We start from the raw sequence: 16,765 nt of genomic DNA, 5'->3' as shown, positions 1-16,765 counted from the left end.
GGCCGCGAGAAAGTCGAAACCGATGCTGCACCTGCCGAACGGAACCGAGATGCAACTACTTCACGAAGCGTTGTCCCGGGCTCGAATGCCCCGGCCTCAGGCCGGTCGCACCACCACGAGCACTGAGGCAGCCCGTTCCGCCCGTACCGTCGCGATGAAGAGCCGGCGCCAGTCGGCTCGTGACCTGGGCGTTCTCTAGATCCCTACCCACCTGCACGGGGCGGCGGCCGGATGGCCGCCGCCCCCGTGGCACAAGCGGCGCCGTGCCTGCTGACGCCGCCGCGCTCGGCCCACCGAGGTGGCGCAGGCGGCGCCGTGCCTGCGGGCGGCCGCCGCGCTCAGCCCACCGGGGCGAAGCCGGGCAGCCAGCGCTCCAGGATCGCCCGGTAGGGCGCCTTCGCCTCCAACTGGCAGAGCACCCCGATCGAGCCCAGCGTGACCCGGTGGATCATCAGGTACGACGGGGGCAGGTTGAGCTGGCGACTGAGCTGGTAGGCCGGCGAGCGGGGGTTGGCCAGGCGAGCCGCCTCGGACCGCAGCCAGGCCCGGGTGAACCGGAACTCCTCGGCGGCGATCGGCTCCAGCATCGGGCGGAGGAAGTCGAGCACCTCTTCGGCGTCGATCGGCTCGGTCGGGCTGACGAAGCCCTCCTTCCGCAGCCCGGCCACCACCGCCTCGGCGTCGCCGCGCAGCGCCAGCGCGGCGATCCGGCCGATCGGCTCGGGGGTGCCGTCCGGCATCCGGGCCACCGCGCCGAAGTCGATCACGCCGAGCCGGCCGTCGGGGAGCAGGCGGAAGTTGCCCGGGTGCGGGTCGGCGTGCAGCAGCCCGGCCCGCATCGGCGCGGACAGGTGCAGCTCGGCCATCAGCCGCCCCGCCTCGTCGCGCTGTTCCTCGGTGCCCTCCCGGATAATCGCCGCCAGTGGCGTGCCCTCGACCCACTCGGTGATCAGCACCCGGGGTGAGGCGTCCAGCACCTCCGGGATGTAGATGTCCGGATCGTCGGCGTACGCCGCGGCGAAGGCGCGCTGCGACTCGGCCTCCAGCTCGTAGTCCAGCTCCTCGGTGATCCGCTCCCGCAGCTCGACCAGGAGCGGCTTGACGTCCAGCCCGGGCTGGATCGCGCGGAACATGCCGCCCAGCCGGGAGAGCTGCTTCAGGTCGGCGAGCAAGGCGTCGCCGGCGCCCGGGTATTGGATCTTCACGGCCACGTCCCGGTGGTTCGGGGCGCCGTTCGGGCCGTATCCCGGGTCCCGCCAGACCGCGCGGTGCACCTGGCCGATGCTGGCCGCGGCGGCCGGGGTGTCGTTGAACTCCACGAACCGCTCCCGCCAGCCCGGGCCGAGCTGCTCGGCGAGCACCTTGTGCACGGTGGCCGCGGGGAGCGGCGGGGCGGCCTCCTGGAGCTTGGTGAGCGCCTGCCGGTAGGGGCCGGCGATCTCCTCCGGCAGCGCCGCCTCGAAGACCGACAGGGCCTGGCCGAACTTCATCGCCCCGCCCTTGAGCTGCCCGAGCACGCTGAACAGCTGCTCGGCGGTGCGTTGCTGGATCTCGGCGGAGATGACCTCGGACGCGAGCCCGGTGACTCGCTTGCCCATGCCGAGGACGGTCCGGCCGGCGAAGCCGAGTGGCAGGGCGGCGAGCTTGGCGGTCCGGGACACGGCCCGGCGCGGGATGTCGGTCACCCGGTCATTGTTACCGACTCGACGGCCCCGCTGCTGCTACGAAGCCGGTACCGGTGGGGCTGACCCGGATCGGGCGACGCCCTGAACATCCGCAGGACGGGTGCGGCGGCCACTGGCGGCGGCGGAACCGGCCGGCTCCGGCGATCTCGACGGCGCAGCCGAGGGTCTCCGGGGTGCCGCCGTCGAGGTGGGCCAGCGCCTCCGCGGCCGCGTACGCCACCGCCGCGAGCCGAGTGGTGGCGGCGCAGGCCCGTTCGGTGCCGTCGGCGGCGAGCGTGGGCCAGTCCGGGTCGCGGTCCACCCGGTGCAGGTCGAGGCAGTTCAGGCAGGGACCCGCCGGCGGGCGCACGAGCGGGCCGACCACCGGCACCCCGCCGCGCAGATCGACCAGGAGGTGGGGCTGGCGGCGCTGGGCGTGCCCGGTGGCCAGCACGGACGCCGGTCGGTCCGTGCCGAGCTGGACCACCAGGTCGACGCGGCCCCGGCGGAGCGGCCCGGTCTCCGTACCCGGGGCGGAGCGGCCCAGCGCCGCGCGGACCGTCGCGGCCAGCGGTCGGCCCACCTCCGCGGCGGCCAGGCCGGTCCCGACCAGGTCGCCCGGACGGACCGGGCCGGGCAGGTCGGGTACGACGTGCCCGACGCCGGGCCTGCGCCAGCGCGACCGCGATCGCGGCGCCGAGCCGGCCGGCGCCGGTGACCAGCACGCGCGCCGCCCGGCGGCGGCGCAGCACCTGGGCCGGGGTGCCGGGCAGTGCGGACGTGGCCAGCGCCAGGGCGTCGGCCTCGCCGGCGAGCCGGGCCCGGGCCGGCCCGGCGAGGTCCCGGGGGAGCAGGCTCTGCGCCGCTACGACGAGACCGGCGGCCCGGAGCGTGTCGAGCAGGACGCGCGCCTCGTCCGGCGCGACCCGCGCGGTGGCCGCGTACGCGAGGACGGCACGTTCGCTCCGGGTGCCGTCCAGCAGGTCGAGCAGGCGGGCGGCGCGGGGGTTCGCCACCTCCAGCAGGACGGCCCGGCCGGGCTCGACCCCGAGCTGGAAGGTGTGCCGGTCCCGCCAGAGGCGGGCCAGCCCCGGCAGGAGGGTCGGGCGGGCGAGGGGCGTCGGATCGGGCATGCCACGAATCGTGACCGTGTCCGCGCGTTCCGTCGATCGTTGTCCACAGGTGCGCCGGGCTGTGGCCAGGGCTGTCCACAGAAAAAGCCGGCTTTTCCACAACCGGGCGGTAACCGGTGTCACGCAGCCGACAGTAGGGGCCGAACGCACGTGGGGAGGGTGGCCGGCCGGCCACCCTCCCCACGTTGATCCGTACCGGTCAGACCTTGGCCTTGCCCAGGATGCGGTTCACTGTTGTGCCGCACACCGGGCACTTGCCCTTGGCCATGTTCATGCCGGTCTTGGAGACCTCGATACGCCCCTCGAAGTCCCGCTTCTCCTTGCACTTGACGCAGTAACCGTTGTAGGTCTGGGCCTGGTCGGCCACGGTAGCCCCTCCTCGTCTCGTCCGCCGGACACGCCGTCCCGGCGGTTCCCCGGCGGCGGGCCACGCGGGGCACCGGCGCTGGGTCGTTCTCCGCGGCCACGCTCATGACCGCTGGTTGGCGGACCCTACCCAGGTCTGGGCGGTTCCATGTCTGCTCAGCATCGACACTGTGAGCTAGTCGACGTCGAGAGTGTGCATGCCGAGTCACGTCCGATAAGTCAGTTCCGCAGGGACACGCCGGGCGAATGCCCTCAGATCACCCTTGGGGCCGCCCCCGCGCGACGCCCGTCCGTAGATCACTTAACGTGTGCGGGGGTGGGCAGGTGACGGGCGTGGCCCGGCCCGGGTCGCCACGAAGGGTGACCGAGGACGCTTGTCGGGCTGCCGCAAAGATTTTTTTTGGGACTCCTGCCGACCAACCACCATTTTCCGGGCGCGTGTCGTCGTGTTGACTCTTGCGGACCCCTGGTCAGTACGCATTAGCTTGCTGTCGTGACAGTCATCCGAGGCTGCGCGGACCGGTAATGGCCGGGACGCGGAAGCCCGTCGTCGAGGTACGGCGCAGTCAGCGCCGGCGACGTACGGTGTCCGCGTACCGGGACGGGGAACGGGTCGTGGTGCTCATCCCCGATCAGTTCTCCCGCGCCGAGGAGAGCGAGTGGGTCGACCGGATGCTGGCCCGGCTCGCCGCGCGCGAGGGCCGGCTCGCCCGCTCCGACGCCGAGCTGCTGGCCCGGGCCATCCGGCTGATCAACCTCTACCTGCCCGAGCACGGTGCCGCGTCGGCACCGGCCAGCGTCGCCTGGGTCACCAACCAGAACGGCCGCTGGGGCTCCTGCACCCCCGCCGACCGCACCATCCGGATCTCCCACCGGATCCAGGACATGCCCGACTGGGTGATCGACTACGTGCTCCTGCACGAGCTGGCGCACCTGATCGTGCCCAGTCACAACGCCCATTTCTGGGCCCTGGTGGGGCGGTACCCGAAGACCGAGCGGGCCCGGGGCTACCTGGAGGGCGTGGCCGCCACCGCCGGCGTCCCCCTCACCGACTGATTCCCGAGGTCGCCCCCGGCGAGCGCACGGGTGGTCGGCCTCCCGCCCGGCGACCTGGAGTGCGGTGGTTCGGAGCCGCGGTCGGCGCGCCGCGCGGGCCGAAGCGCCCTGGTCGCGTCGCGACCCGCTCGACCGGGCGCTGGCCGGGCCCGCCGCGGCTCGGGCGGAGGGCTAGGGTCGAAGCGTGGCTCGACGTGTGGTGGTGGCGTTGCTCGCGCCGGTGGCCTGGACGCCGCCGGGGATCGACCCCACGCGGTGGCGTACTGCGCTCGCCGAGGACGTGGTGGACCTGCTCGCCACCCTCAACGAGGTGGAGACCGCGGTGGCCGTGACGCCTGCGGACCGGTGGCTGGCCGACGCCGTGGTGTGGCCCGGCACTGCCGTCCACGAGGTGCCGGAACCCACCGTCAACGCGGTGTTCGCCGCGCTGGCCGGCACCGACCGGCCCACCGCCGCCGATGCCGGGCGGGCCGGCGCCGGGTACGACCAGGCGGCCGTGGTGGCCGCCGACGCGCCCGACGTGCCCGGGCTCACCCTCGGCAAGCTGCTGCGGCCCCTCTCCAGCCGGCCGGTGGCGGTGGCCCCGGTGGAGGGGAGCGGCCCCGGCCTGCTCGGCGTGGCCGCCCGGCTGCCCGTACCGGCATGGCTGCCGGCGATCGACCTGGCGACGGCCGTGCCGGCCGAGGTGCGCGCCGCCGCCCCGCGCCCGGGGGACGTGGCCGTCACGGCCGGCTGGCGCCGGCTGCGCGGCCCGGCCGACCTGGCCACCCTCGACCCGGCGTTCGAGGGCTGGGAGGCCACCCGCGCCCTGCTCTCCGGCCAGCCCGGCTGACCGCCCGGACGAGCAAGATCCGCACAACTTCGGTGAGGTTGTGCGGATCTTGGCGGTGTGCGGTCAGGAGGACTTGTCGTCGCCCTCGGTGGGGGGCTGCTCCTCAGGGGCGCCAGGGGCGGTGAAGTCGAAGCTGGCCAGTTCCTCGTCCAGGTCGGTGCTGGTCGCGGCGAACGCCGGGTTGGCGAAGTCGTCGTCGGAGGGGAGCAGGTCGGGGTGACCCCAGACCGCGTCCCGGCCGGCGATGCCCCGCTGCTCGGTGAGCGCCGCCCAGAGCACGGTGGCCTCGCGCAGCCGGCGGGGGCGCAGCTCCAGGCCGACCAGGGCGGCGAAGGTCTGCTCGGCCGGCCCGCCCGCGGCCCGGCGCCGGCGGAACGCCTCGCCGAGGCGTACGACGTTGGGCAGCCGCTCGCTGGCGGCGGTGTCGACCACGTGGCACACCCAGCCCTCGACCAGGGCGAGCACGGTCTCCAGCCGGGCCAGGGACGCCTTCTGCGTCGGGGTGTCCTCCGGGGTGAAGATGCCTTCCAGGGCGATCGCCTGCATCGACTCCGGGTCGGTCGGGTCGACCCGACCCATCGCCTCCTCGATGGCCTCCCGGTTGACCCGGATGCCCGCAGCGTAGTTCTCCACCGCGGTGAGCACGTGCCCGCGCAGCCACGGCACGTGCTGGAACAGCCGCTGGTGGGCGGCCTCGCGCAGGGCGACGTAGAGGCGTACCTCGTCCTCGGGCAGCTCCAGGCCCTCGCCGTACGCCCGGATGTTGGCCGGGATGAGCGCGGCGGTGCCGGCCGGGCCGAGCGGCAGGCCGATGTCGCCGGCGGAGAGCACCTCGGCGGCGAGCGAGCCGAGCGCCTGGCCGAGCTGGCCGCCGAAGAGCGCGCCGCCCAGCGTGGCGACCATCGACTGCATCGGGCCCAGCTGGGCCCGCGCCTCCGGCGGCACCAGGTCGCCCATCGCGCCGACCATCCGGCTGGCCACCGGGTCGCAGAGCTTGCGCCACACGTCCAGGGTCTTGTAGATCCACTCGTTGCGGTTCCAGGCGACCGACGCCCGGATGCCGGAGGGCCACGAGGTGGCCGGCTCCAGCCAGAGGTCGGCGATGCGCAGCGCCTCCTCCACCGCGTTGCGTTCGAACGGCGAGACCGCCGGGTCGCCGGTGGCGGCGAGCTGGCTCGCGGCCACCTGCCGGGCGAGGTCCCAGTTGACCGGCCCGCTGCCCGGCGCCGAGAGCAAGTGCTGCAACTGCGCCATGAACTGCTGCATCTGCGCGGGATCGTTGGGGTCTGGTGGTTGCCCACCCGGGAGCGCGAATCCGAACGGAATATCAGGCACGAGGTCTACGGTACGCGTGCCTTGCCGCAGGTCGCGCCCGCTGGCGTTGCGCTGAGGGCGAAGTCCGCCGGTCGTCGCGCCGGACGCCCGCGTCCGGATCGGTACGCTCTGCCGCATGAGACGTCGCGGCGTGACCGTACTCCTCGGTGCACTGCTCACCGCCCTGCTCAGCGTCGGGGTGCTGAGCGTGCCCATCCCGTACGTGGTGCTCGGTCCCGGCCCGACGGTCAACACCCTCGGCGCCGAGGACGGCAAGGAGATCATCCAGGTCACCGGGCGGCCGACGTCCATCTCCGCCGGGCAGTTGCGGCTCACCACGGTCGGGGTGCAGCCCACCGTCCGGCTCCGTTCGGCGTTGGCCGGCTGGTTCTCCAGGGACGAGGCGGTGGTGCCGCGCGAGCTGGTCTACCCGCCGGGCGAGTCGCAGCAGGAGATCGAGAAGCGCAACGTGGAGGACTTCCAGAACTCGCAGACCAGCGCGGAGACGGCGGCCCTGCGCAAGCTGGGCTACCCGATCGAGGTGCTGGTGAAGGCGGTCACCGCCGGCGGGCCCTCGGTCGGCGTGCTCCGGCCCGGCGACGTGCTCACCTCGGTCGACGGCCAGCAGGTGACCAGCGCGGCCAAGCTCACCGAGCTGATCCGGGCCAAGCCGGCCGGCAGCGCGCTGAAGATCGGGTACGTCCGCGACGGGGTGACCGCCACCGCTGCCGTGACCAGCCGGGAGCAGGACGGCCGGCCGCGGATCGGCATCGAGATCGACCAGCAGCAGCCGCACCCGTTCACTCTCAAGATCGACCTCGCGGACATCGGCGGCCCGAGCGCCGGGCTGATGTTCGCCCTGGGCATCGTGGACAAGCTGGAGCCGGCGGACCTGACCGGCGGGAAGATCATCGCCGGCACCGGCACCATCGACGACGAGGGCCGGGTCGGTCCGATCGGCGGCATCGCACAGAAGCTGGTCGGCGCCAAGGAGGCCGGTGCGAAGGTCTTCCTGGTGCCCGCCGACAACTGCGCGGAGGCGGTCCGCAACCCGCAGCCCGACCTGCCGCTGCTCCGGGTGGCGTCGCTCGACGACGCGCTGAAGGCGCTGGAGACGCTCCGCGCCGGAGGGCAGCCGACCCGCTGCTGACCCGGCTGCGGTGGCCCGCGCGGGGACCGTGGTGTGACCTTGACCCGACGTATTCAGAAACACCCCGTACTCTGGGTGCCTGGTCGGAGCCGATCACATCGAGCGTGCGGAGCCAACAGTGGTCATGCGTAGCAGTCCCCTGCCGAGGATGAGCCGGCGCGGACGCGCCACCATCGGGGTCCTGATCGGGGTGTTCGTGCTCTTCACCCTGCTCGGGTGGGGAGTCAACGCCTGGACGGACTGGCTCTGGTTCGAGGAGGTCCGCTACACCCAGATCTTCACCGGGGTGCTGGCTACCCGGCTGCTGCTCTTCCTGGTGATCGGGCTCGGCATGGCGTTGATCGTCGCCGGCAACCTCTGGCTGGGATACCGGCTGCGGCCGCAGTTGCGCCCGCACTCCGCCGAGCAGGCCACCCTGGAGCGGTACCGGATGCTGCTGAGCCCCCGGCTCGGCACCTGGATCGCCGTGGTCTCCGCCGTCATCGGGCTCTTCGCCGGGCTGTCCGCGCAGAGCCGGTGGAGCCAGTGGCTGCTGTTCCGCAACGGCGGGAGCTTCGGCGTCAAGGACCCGGAGTTCGGCGTCGACGTCGGCTTCTACGTCTTCCAGCTGCCGTTCTGGCGTTACCTGCTCGGCGTCGGCTTCACCGCGGTGGTGCTCGCCCTGCTCGGCGCCCTGGCCATGCACTACGTCTTCGGCGGGGTGCGGCTGCAGGGCATCGGTGACCGAATGACCAACGGCGCGCGCGCTCACCTGAGCACGCTGGTCGCGGTCTTCGTCCTGCTCAAGGCGGTCGCTTACGTGCTGGACCGGCGGGCGATGCTGCTGGAGTACAACGAGGGCGCCAAGCTCTACGGCGCCGGCTACGCCGACGTGAACGCGCTGCTCCCGGCGAAGGAGATCCTGGCCTACATCTCGGTGGTGGTGGCCATCGCGATCATCGTGTTCTCCAACGCGGTGATGCGGAACCTGGTCTGGCCCGGCATCTCGCTCGCCCTGCTCGGCGTCTCGGCGGTGGCGATCGGCGGCATCTACCCGTGGGCGGTGCAGACCTTCGAGGTGAAGCCGAGCGCCCGGGACAAGGAAGCGCCCTACATCGAGCGCAGCATCGAGGCGACCCGGGCCGCGTACGGGCTGACCGGGACCAAGTCCGCCGGGTACGCGGCGAGCAACCTCACCCCGCCGGCCAGCCTGGCCACCGACACCTCGGTGGTGGGGAACGCTCGGCTGCTCGACCCGCAACTGGTCTCCGAGACGTACACCCAGCTCCAGCAGGTGCGTGGCTTCTACGACTTCGGCCCGAAGCTGGACATCGACCGGTACGCCGTGGACGGCAAGACCTCGGACTACGTGGTCGGCGTCCGAGAGATCAACTACGACGAGCTGACCCCGCAGCAGAGCAACTGGATCAACCGGCACACCGTCTACACCCACGGCTACGGACTGGTGGCCGCCCCGGCCAACCAGGTGGTCTGCGGCGGTCAGCCGTACTTCGTCTCCGGCTTCCTCGGTGACTCCGGCAAGGAGGCGCAGGGCTGCGCGTCCGCGACCGAGCAGATCCCGGCCCAGCAGCCGCGGATCTACTACGGCGAGCGGATGAAGGCCGACGACTACGCCATCGTCGGGCAGACCGGGGAGCGCAACGTCGAGTTCGACCGCCCGACCTCGAGCGGGGGCGAGCAGTACTACACCTACACCGGCGAGGGTGGCGTCAAGATCGGCTCGTTCACCCGCCGGCTGCTCTACGCGATCAAGGAGCAGGAGTCGAACTTCCTCCTCTCCGAGGCGGTGAACCAGGACTCCAAGCTGCTCTACGTCCGCAACCCGCGGGACCGGGTGGAGAAGGTCGCGCCGTTCCTCACCCTCGACGGCGACCCGTACCCGGCGGTGGTGAACGGCCGGGTCCAGTGGATCGTGGACGGCTACACCACGGCCGCGACCTACCCGTACGCGGAGCGGGTCAACCTGCAGGCCGAGACGGCGGACGAGCTGACCGGCCGGGGCACGTTCCAGCTCGCCCGGGAGAACGTCAACTACATCCGCAACTCGGTCAAGGCGACCGTCGACGCGTACGACGGCACGGTCAAGCTCTACGCGTTCGACGAGACCGACCCGGTGCTCAAGGCGTGGAACAAGGCGTTCGGCGGCGAGCTGGTGCTGCCGAAGGGCGACATCCCGGCGGAGCTGGCTGAGCACTTCCGCTACCCGGCGGACCTGTTCAAGGTGCAGCGGAACCTGCTCACCAAGTTCCATGTCACCGACCCGGGCGACTTCTATTCCGGCCAGGACTTCTGGCAGGTGCCGAACGTGCCGGACGCGCCGGACAGTGGGCAGAAGCAGCCGCCGTACTACCTGTTCACCCAGTTGCCCGGGCAGGAGGCGCCGCGGTTCCAGCTCACCTCCGCGGTCACCCCGAACGGCCGGCAGAACCTGGCCGCGCTGATCTCCGGGTCGTACGTCGACGGCCAGCCGAGGCTGGAGATGCTGGAGCTGCCGGACCAGACCCGGATCTCCGGCCCGGTCCAGGTGCACCAGCAGATGAGCAACAACGGCGACATCCGGCAGCAGCTCAACCTGCTCTCCTCCAACCAGGCGCAGGTGCAGTACGGCAACCTGCTCTCGCTGCCGTTCGCCGACGGCATGCTCTACGTCGAGCCGGTCTATGTGAAGAGCAGCAACCAGGACGCGTACCCGCTGCTGCAGAAGGTGCTGCTCTCGTACGGCGACGGCGGCTCGTACGTGGTGCTGGCGAACAACCTCACGGACGGCATCAAGCAGCTCGTCGAGCAGGGCAAACGGGCGCCCGGGGCCACACCGCCCAGCACCGGCGGCACCCCGCCGACGGGTGGCGGCACCAGCCCGCCGGTGCTCACCGGCGCGCTGGCCGAGGCCGCCGGCAAGGTGCAGAGCGCCATCGGCGAGGTCAAGGCCGCCCAGGCGTCCGGCGACTTCGAGCGGTACGGGCGGGCCCTGAAGGCGCTGGATGAGGCGATGACGGCGTTCCAGGAGGCGCAGGTGGCGGCCAACCCGTCGCCGGCCCCGTCGGCCAGCGGCAGTCCGTCCGCGTCGCCGCCAGCCGCGCCGTCGTCCTCACCGTCAACGAACGGCTGACGCCGGCCCGACCAGCGAAGCCCGTGGTTTGGAGATCCTTAGTGGTCTCCGGCCACGGGCTTTGTCGCATACCGGACGGAACGCTCGCAACCCGGCACCCGCTTCGCCCGTCATCAGTGCAGGTGGACCGAGGGGAGGCGGGATCTCCAGATGAGGGACACGAACGGTTTCGACGACTTCTACCGGAGCACGTCGGCGCGGGCGCTGCGGTACGGCTACGCCGTGGCGCACGATCCCGGCGAGGCCCAGGACCTCGTGCAGGAGGCGTACGCCCGCGCCTGGCGGCAGTGGACGACGCTGGCCGCCCACCCGGCCCCCGAGGCCTGGCTGCGGTTGGTGATCAGCCGGCTGGCCACCGACCGGTGGCGCCGCCAGCGCGGCTGGCGGCTGGCGGCCAGCCGGACCGGCCCGCCGGACGACGTCGGGCCGCCGGGGGAGGACAGCGTGCTGCTGGTCGGCGCGCTCCGGCAGCTGCCGGTCCGGCACCGGCAGGCCCTCGCGCTGCACTACCTGTTCGACATGTCGGTGGCGGAGATCGCCGGGGAGGCGGGGGTCCCCGTCGGCACGGTGAAGTCCTGGCTGTCCCGCGGCCGGGCCCGCCTCGCCGAGTTGCTGCCCGGCCTCACCACCGAGGAGCTGGAGGTCGACGATGTCGCGTGAACTGACCCGCCTCTACCGGGCGCTGGCCGCCGACTCCGACCCGCGGGCGCTGCCGGACCCGGACCAGGTGCGCCGCCGGGCCGATCGCCGGGCGCGCTACCGGGCCACCCTGGGCGCGTTGGCCGTCGCCGTGCTGGTCGCCGGCACGGCCGTCGGCGCGCAGTTCGTGCTCGCCGCCGGGCCGGGTACCCCGCCCGGGCCACCCGCCGCCACCCCCACCCCTGGGCTGTCGACGCCGCCCAGCTCCGGCCCGCCGTCGCCGAGCCGGAGTACGCCCACCCCGTCCGGTACGCCCGCAGCCCCGACGACCAGTGCCCGACCTCCGGCCACCACCCCGACCAGCATCCCGGACCGGGCCTTCGTCACCCTGCCGGCCGCCAACGACGCCGGCACGGGCAGCCAGTTCGTCCCCGGCCCGGTGCTGCCGGACCTCTGCGGCGCAACGCCCGGCGAGGCGCAGATCGCGACCCGCCGGGCGCGGACGGTGGCGTTCAAGCTCGCGGGGGCGCCGGCCGAGTCGGTGCCGGATGGCAGCTACCGGCAGAGCGTCACGGTCTACCGGGCCGGCCGGGCCGACGACGCGCTGCGCGAGCTGCGGCAGGCGGTCCGGGACTGCCCTGAGCAGCCGCTCCCGGACGCGCAGGGCGGGACCGTCGCCCAGCGGCTGCTCGCCGGCACCGGGTACGGCGACGAGTCGGTGCTGTTCGAGACCCGTACGCCGTACCGGGACGTCAACGGCGACCCGACCGGCGGCGACGAGGTGCACCTGGTTCGGGCGGTACGGATCGGCGACGTGGTCACCGTGCTCTGGGAGCAGGGCTGGGAGGGCACGTCGACGGATCGGCCGCAGTTCGAGGCGGACAGCCGCCGGGCGACCGAGGCGGTCCGGAGGTGGCTGGGCTGACCCCGTTTTGCGCCTCCTGGGGTCGGTGCGCTACGGTTTACGGGCCGACGCGGGGTGGAGCAGCTCGGTAGCTCGCTGGGCTCATAACCCAGAGGTCGCAGGTTCAAATCCTGTCCCCGCTACCACGCCGGAACGGCCCCGAGGATCGATCCTCGGGGCCGTTCTCTTTCTGCCGCCAACGGGTGAAACTTCTGCCGCCAACGGGCGAAACGCCGCGATCGGGGACCGGCTGATCTCCACGGCGGGGATGCGATAGGCTGTACGAGCCGACGCGGGGTGGAGCAGCTCGGTAGCTCGCTGGGCTCATAACCCAGAGGTCGCAGGTTCAAATCCTGTCCCCGCTACTCGTCACGAAAGGCCCCGGGATTCGCTCCGGGGCCTTTCGTCGTTCCCGGCCCCGCCGTCCTGCCCGGTTGCGCTGCTGGGCGAGGATGGGGGCATGTCTGCTTGGAACAGGTGGTGGGGCCGGCTGGGCGCGGTCCTCGGTGGGGTCGTGCTCGCGGTGTTCGTACCGGTCGCGGCCTGGGCGTCGACGGGTACCGGCGAGCTCGTGGTGGAGGCCGCCCGGCGGCGGTCCCGGGGCGGCTTCGGCATTCTCGGGCTGCTCTGCTGCCTCGTGGTGGTCGGCGGGATCGTGCTGCTGGTGCTGTTGCTGACGCGTGGCCGCCGGAACCGCCCGCCGCGCTGACCGCCGGCCGCACGCCCCGCCCCGCGTGCTCGGCCCGCCGTGCCTGGGGGCGCGGTCACGCGGCCGGGCCGGCGGCGGTCACCCGGCCAGCGCCGCGTTCGCCTGCGCCATGAACCGGGAGGTCGCGGCCCGGGCCCCGGACCGCTTGCCGCGGATGCTCTCCGCCGCGGCGACGAGCAGGGTACGCACCTGCGCGTGACCCCGGGGTGGCGGCGCCGGCGCCGGTCCGGTGACGCTGTCCAGGTCGACGCCGAGGGTCGCCAACTGCTTCGCGGCCGGGTCGGTCACTCCGTCCACGATTGACTGCCGGACCGGGACGCTCGGGTTCAGCCCGCGTTCGGTGCCGAGGATGCGGCCCGCCTCCGTGTCGGTGGTCAGGAAGTTGATCACGTCGGCCACCACCGCCGGGTGCCGGGTGCCCCGGAACGCGGCCCAGTACATCGACGCCCGGGGCCACTGCGCGGCCGGGCTGCCGGGGAAGCTGGTGAGGCCCAGCTCGTCGCGGGTGCGGCTCTGGAGTTCCGGGAACTCGTGTGCCCAGGCGAAGGAGGCGGCCGCCTGCCCGGTCACCACGAGCTGCCGGTCGAGGCCGCCGGTGTCCGCCAGCTCCATCAACGCGGTGCCCGCGGTGGCGCGGGAGTTGCGGGCCACCTCCCAGAACTCGAACCAGCGGAGCAGCTCGCCGGAGTCGAAGCCGAGCTGCCGTTCCCGGTAGAGCTCGCCGCCCTGGCCACGCAGCCAGAGCCAGAGGGCCCGGTAGTCGCCGGAGGGATCGGTGGTGCCCGCCACCCGGTTGCCCGAGGCGCGAGTGAGCCGGGCGGCCCACTGCACGTACTCCGGCCACGGCATGCCGAGACGCGGCTCGGGCAACCCCAGTCGGCGCAGCAGGTCGCGGTTGTAGACCAGCGCGGCGTAGGTCTGCGCGGCGGGGACGGCCACGGTGTGGCCGTCCACCTGCCCGTACCGGGCCAGGTTCTCCGGCAGGCCGCGCAGGTCGAGCCGCCGCTCCGCGACGTACCCGCTGAGGTCGAGGACGATCTCCCGCCGGGCGTACTCGGTGAGCACGGTGTCGTCGATCTGGAAGAGGTCGGGCACGTTTCCCCCGGTGGCCTGGGTGGCCAGCCGGTCGTAGTAGCCGGTGAGGCCCTGCCAGGTGACCCGGAACTGCACCTTCGGATGCCGGGCCGAGTAGAGCCGTAGCGCTCGCTCGGTGGCCTCGGTCCGCGCGGTCCCACCCCACCAGAAGACCGACAGCTCGACCGGCCCGTCGTCGACCGGGTGCTGCTCCTCCGGGCCGCAGCCGACCAGCCCGCCGGTGAGCAGCGGCACCCCCGCCAGCGCGCCGAGCAGCCGCCGCCGGTCGACGCCGGGGCGGGGTACGGACTGCGGAGCGCGCACGGGTTCTCCCTGGGGGACGGGCGGCTGCTGCGGACGGATCATTTACACAGGCCCCGCGCGGGGGTGTCAACGCCGGGGCCGTATGCCGTACCGGCGGGTGGCCGGTGGCCGCGCCGGGCGGGGAACCCGGCGCGTGGTGTACTAGGCGCCGTGGAACTTCTGCACTCGGGCAAGGTCCGGGACGTCTACGCCGACGGCGACGACCTGATCCTGGTCGCCTCCGACCGCATCTCGATCTACGACGTGCCGCTGCCGACCCCGATCCCGGACAAGGGTCGCCTGCTCACGGCCCTGTCGCTGTGGTGGTTCGAGCAGCTCGCCGATCTGGTGCCGAACCACGTGATCTCTGCCACCGACGTGCCCGCGGAGTTCGCCGGCCGGGCGATCCGCTGCCGCCGGCTGGACATGGTCCCGGTCGAGTGCGTGGCCCGCGGCTACCTCACCGGCGGTGGCTTCGCCGAGTACCAGCGCACCGGTGCGGTCTCCGGCGTGGAGCTGCCCCGGGGACTGGTGGAGGCGTCCATCCTGCCCGAGCCGATCTTCACCCCGTCGACCAAGGCTCCGAAGGGCGAGCACGACGAGCCGATCATGTACGCGCAGGTGGTCGACAAGGTCGGCGCGGAGACCGCCGAGCGGCTGCGGCAGATCACCATCGACGTCTACCGGCGTGGCGCGGAGATCGCCGCCGAGCAGGGCGTGCTGATCGCGGACACCAAGATCGAGCTGGGCTGGACGCCGGACGGCACCCTGCTCCTCGCCGACGAGGTGCTCACCTCCGACTCGTCCCGGTTCTGGCCGGCCGAGTCCTACCAGCCGGGCCGTGCCCAGTTCTCCTACGACAAGCAGTACGTCCGGGACTGGGCCACCGAGAGCGGCTGGGACCGGCAGCCGCCGGCGCCGGAGGTGCCGGCCGAGGTGGTCGAGGCGACCCGGGCCCGCTACGTCGAGGTGTACGAGCGGCTGACCGGCAACACCTGGAGCTGACCCGGAAGGTTGGTGCGCTGTCAGGTCGCTGGTCTGCCGGCCGCACGGCAGGCCCATCAGGTCGCCGACCCTGGGCCGCCCGTACGATCGGCAGTCGTGCGTGACATTGCCGTGTTCAGTGGGACCGCCCACCCCGAGCTCGCCGCCGAGATCTGCGCCCACCTGGGCGTCCCGCTGCATCCCGTGCGGGTGTCCCGGTTCGCGAACGACTGCCTCGAGGTGCAGTTGCAGGCGAACTGCCGGGAACGGGACGTCTTCCTGATCCAGCCGCTGGTGCCGCCGGTGCAGGAGCACCTGGTCGAGTTGCTGCTCATGACCGATGCGGCCCGGGGCGCCTCGGCCGGCCGGATCACCGTGGTGCTGCCGCATTACGCGTACGCCCGGTCGGACAAGAAGGACGCCCCGCGCATCTCCATCGGCGGCCGGCTGGTCGCCGACCTGCTCACCTCGGCCGGCGCGGACCGGGTGCTGGCGATGACCCTGCACTCGCCGCAGGTGCACGGCTTCTTCAGCGTCCCGGTGGATCACCTGCACGCGCTGCGCGAACTGGCCGCCCACTTCCGGCACCGCGACCTGAGCAACGCCGTGGTGGTCTCGCCGGACCTGGGCAACGCCAAGGAGGCGGCGGCGTTCGCCCGGATGCTCGGCACCCCGGTCGCGGCCGGCGCGAAGCAGCGGTTCAGCGACGACCGGGTCAAGATCAGTACGGTGATCGGCGACGTGGCGGACCGGGATGTCATCGTGCTGGACGACGAGATCGCCAAGGGCAGCACGGTCATCGAGCTGATCGCCCATCTGCGCGAGCGGAACGTCCGCTCGATCCGGCTTGCCTGCACCCACGGTCTCTTCTCCAGCGGGGCGCTCGACCGGCTGAGCGAGCAGGACGGGGTGCTCGAGATCGTCTGCACCAACACCGTGCCGATTCCGGCGGAGAAGCGGGTGCCGAAGCTGGCGGTGCTCTCGGTGGCGCCGGCCCTGGCCGAGGCGATGCGGCGGATCCACAACGGCGAGTCGGTGAGCGCCCTGTTCGCCTGACCGCCGTGGTGCTGTTGGGCTCAGTCGACGGCGGCGGTGATCCGGACGACGGTGCCGGCCTCGCCGGTCTCGACCGCCATGGTGTCGCTCAGCTCCCGGGCCAGCCACAGACCCCAGCCGCCGGCGGTGTCCGGGGCGGGCCGGTTCCGATCGCTGAGCCGCTGGGAGCTGATCCCATGGCCGTGGTCGGCCACCTCGCAGACCAGCTCCCCGTCCTGGCACCACAGCCGCAGCCGGCCCTGGCCGCCGCCGTGCCGGACGGCGTTGGTGATCAGCTCGTTGACCGCCAGCACGAAGTCGTCCAGCCGCTGGCCGCTCAGTCCCGAGGCGTGCGCGCAGGAGGTGACCGAGTGCCGTAGCTGGGTCACCCGGGCCTGGTCGAAGACCTCGGCGATGAGGAGGGTGGGTTCGATGGGCACAACCGTACGCGGTGCGGGGGTTTCTGCGTTGGTCATGGCCCCGTCCCGGCGGT

14 protein-coding genes, 2 tRNA genes and 1 pseudogene are annotated in these 16,765 nt (G+C 72.9%); 11 read left to right on the top strand and 6 right to left on the bottom strand.

What is annotated here, in order from left to right; genetic code table 11:
- Nucleotides 1-338: 338 nt before the first annotated feature.
- The 3 genes and pseudogenes from A6A27_RS12505 to A6A27_RS44965 all read right to left on the bottom strand — a co-directional run bounded on the left by A6A27_RS12505 (nt 339) and on the right by A6A27_RS44965 (nt 3,164).
- Nucleotides 339-1,685, bottom strand: a complete 1,347-nt coding sequence (locus A6A27_RS12505) for an ABC1 kinase family protein (protein WP_073834752.1) — start codon at nt 1,683-1,685, stop codon at nt 339-341.
- A 10-nt stretch (nt 1,686-1,695) separates the two neighbouring features.
- Nucleotides 1,696-2,797 (bottom strand): annotated as a pseudogene (locus A6A27_RS12500) (hypothetical protein).
- A 199-nt stretch (nt 2,798-2,996) separates the two neighbouring features.
- On the bottom strand, nt 2,997-3,164 hold the full coding sequence (locus A6A27_RS44965) for a DUF5679 domain-containing protein (RefSeq protein ID WP_165945332.1): 168 nt from the start codon (nt 3,162-3,164) through the stop codon (nt 2,997-2,999).
- 524 nt (nt 3,165-3,688) lie between these two features.
- Between A6A27_RS44965 and A6A27_RS12495 the strand changes: the two genes are divergently transcribed.
- Nucleotides 3,689-4,219, top strand: coding sequence for a M48 metallopeptidase family protein (locus tag A6A27_RS12495; protein ID WP_073834751.1), 531 nt, complete (start codon nt 3,689-3,691; stop codon nt 4,217-4,219).
- 184 nt (nt 4,220-4,403) lie between these two features.
- Nucleotides 4,404-5,051, top strand: coding sequence for a hypothetical protein (locus A6A27_RS12490; RefSeq protein ID WP_073834750.1), 648 nt, complete (start codon nt 4,404-4,406; stop codon nt 5,049-5,051).
- 63 nt (nt 5,052-5,114) lie between these two features.
- Here the strand turns inward: A6A27_RS12490 and A6A27_RS12485 are convergent, their stop codons facing one another.
- On the bottom strand, nt 5,115-6,317 hold the full coding sequence (locus A6A27_RS12485; protein ID WP_073834749.1) for a zinc-dependent metalloprotease: 1,203 nt from the start codon (nt 6,315-6,317) through the stop codon (nt 5,115-5,117).
- Nucleotides 6,318-6,501: 184 nt separating this feature from the next.
- On the opposite strand from A6A27_RS12485, the gene A6A27_RS12480 reads away from it, so the two are divergent.
- From A6A27_RS12480 to A6A27_RS12450, 7 genes are all read left to right on the top strand, one after another.
- Complete coding sequence (locus tag A6A27_RS12480) at nt 6,502-7,515, top strand: YlbL family protein (RefSeq protein WP_198940281.1); 1,014 nt, start codon at nt 6,502-6,504, stop codon at nt 7,513-7,515.
- 124 nt (nt 7,516-7,639) lie between these two features.
- Nucleotides 7,640-10,624 carry a UPF0182 family membrane protein gene (locus A6A27_RS12475; RefSeq protein WP_198940280.1) on the top strand — a complete coding sequence of 995 codons (2,985 nt, stop codon included), beginning with the start codon at nt 7,640-7,642 and terminating at the stop codon, nt 10,622-10,624.
- A 150-nt stretch (nt 10,625-10,774) separates the two neighbouring features.
- On the top strand, nt 10,775-11,284 hold the full coding sequence (locus A6A27_RS12470; protein WP_073834746.1) for a SigE family RNA polymerase sigma factor: 510 nt from the start codon (nt 10,775-10,777) through the stop codon (nt 11,282-11,284).
- On the top strand, nt 11,274-12,188 hold the full coding sequence (locus A6A27_RS12465; protein WP_073834745.1) for a hypothetical protein: 915 nt from the start codon (nt 11,274-11,276) through the stop codon (nt 12,186-12,188). The genes A6A27_RS12470 and A6A27_RS12465 overlap by 11 nt, the downstream gene beginning before the upstream one ends.
- A gap of 48 nt (nt 12,189-12,236) precedes the next feature.
- Nucleotides 12,237-12,313 (top strand) — tRNA-Met (locus A6A27_RS12460).
- A gap of 145 nt (nt 12,314-12,458) precedes the next feature.
- Nucleotides 12,459-12,532 (top strand) — tRNA-Met (locus A6A27_RS12455).
- A 95-nt stretch (nt 12,533-12,627) separates the two neighbouring features.
- Nucleotides 12,628-12,876 (top strand): hypothetical protein, encoded by a 249-nt coding sequence (locus A6A27_RS12450; protein ID WP_073834744.1) that lies wholly within the window; start codon nt 12,628-12,630, stop codon nt 12,874-12,876.
- Between the two features lie 78 nt (nt 12,877-12,954).
- On the opposite strand, the gene A6A27_RS12445 is transcribed toward A6A27_RS12450, so the two are convergent.
- Nucleotides 12,955-14,274 (bottom strand): ABC transporter substrate-binding protein, encoded by a 1,320-nt coding sequence (locus A6A27_RS12445; protein ID WP_073834743.1) that lies wholly within the window; start codon nt 14,272-14,274, stop codon nt 12,955-12,957.
- A gap of 150 nt (nt 14,275-14,424) precedes the next feature.
- On the opposite strand from A6A27_RS12445, the gene A6A27_RS12440 reads away from it, so the two are divergent.
- Both A6A27_RS12440 and A6A27_RS12435 read left to right on the top strand, forming a co-directional pair.
- A complete protein-coding gene (locus A6A27_RS12440) occupies nt 14,425-15,258 on the top strand; it encodes a phosphoribosylaminoimidazolesuccinocarboxamide synthase (protein WP_073834742.1) in 834 nt (277 codons plus the stop codon).
- Nucleotides 15,259-15,354: 96 nt separating this feature from the next.
- Complete coding sequence (locus tag A6A27_RS12435) at nt 15,355-16,293, top strand: ribose-phosphate diphosphokinase (RefSeq protein ID WP_073834741.1); 939 nt, start codon at nt 15,355-15,357, stop codon at nt 16,291-16,293.
- 20 nt (nt 16,294-16,313) lie between these two features.
- Here the strand turns inward: A6A27_RS12435 and A6A27_RS12430 are convergent, their stop codons facing one another.
- The gene (locus A6A27_RS12430; RefSeq protein ID WP_073834952.1) at nt 16,314-16,748 is read right to left on the bottom strand and encodes an ATP-binding protein; all 435 of its coding nucleotides are present in this window, start codon (nt 16,746-16,748) and stop codon (nt 16,314-16,316) included.
- Nucleotides 16,749-16,765 lie beyond the last annotated feature (17 nt).

The organism is Micromonospora sp. CB01531 (genome assembly GCF_001905095.1).
Classification (GTDB): Bacteria; Actinomycetota; Actinomycetes; order Mycobacteriales; family Micromonosporaceae; genus Micromonospora.
This window is presented reverse-complemented; position numbering and strand designations above follow the sequence as displayed.

Bases quoted from the DNA above. Each gene is read 5' to 3' on its own strand.
- A6A27_RS12495 (WP_073834751.1), top strand. From the start codon at position 3,689: ATGGCCGGGACGCGGAAGCCCGTCGTCGAGGTACGGCGCAGTCAGCGC.
- A6A27_RS12485 (WP_073834749.1), bottom strand. From the start codon at position 6,317: ATGCAGCAGTTCATGGCGCAGTTGCAGCACTTGCTCTCGGCGCCGGGC.
- A6A27_RS12480 (WP_198940281.1), top strand. From the start codon at position 6,502: ATGAGACGTCGCGGCGTGACCGTACTCCTCGGTGCACTGCTCACCGCC.
- A6A27_RS12475 (WP_198940280.1), top strand. From the start codon at position 7,640: ATGCGTAGCAGTCCCCTGCCGAGGATGAGCCGGCGCGGACGCGCCACC.
- A6A27_RS12470 (WP_073834746.1), top strand. From the start codon at position 10,775: ATGAGGGACACGAACGGTTTCGACGACTTCTACCGGAGCACGTCGGCG.
- A6A27_RS12465 (WP_073834745.1), top strand. From the start codon at position 11,274: ATGTCGCGTGAACTGACCCGCCTCTACCGGGCGCTGGCCGCCGACTCC.
- A6A27_RS12450 (WP_073834744.1), top strand. From the start codon at position 12,628: ATGTCTGCTTGGAACAGGTGGTGGGGCCGGCTGGGCGCGGTCCTCGGT.
- A6A27_RS12430 (WP_073834952.1), bottom strand. From the start codon at position 16,748: ATGACCAACGCAGAAACCCCCGCACCGCGTACGGTTGTGCCCATCGAA.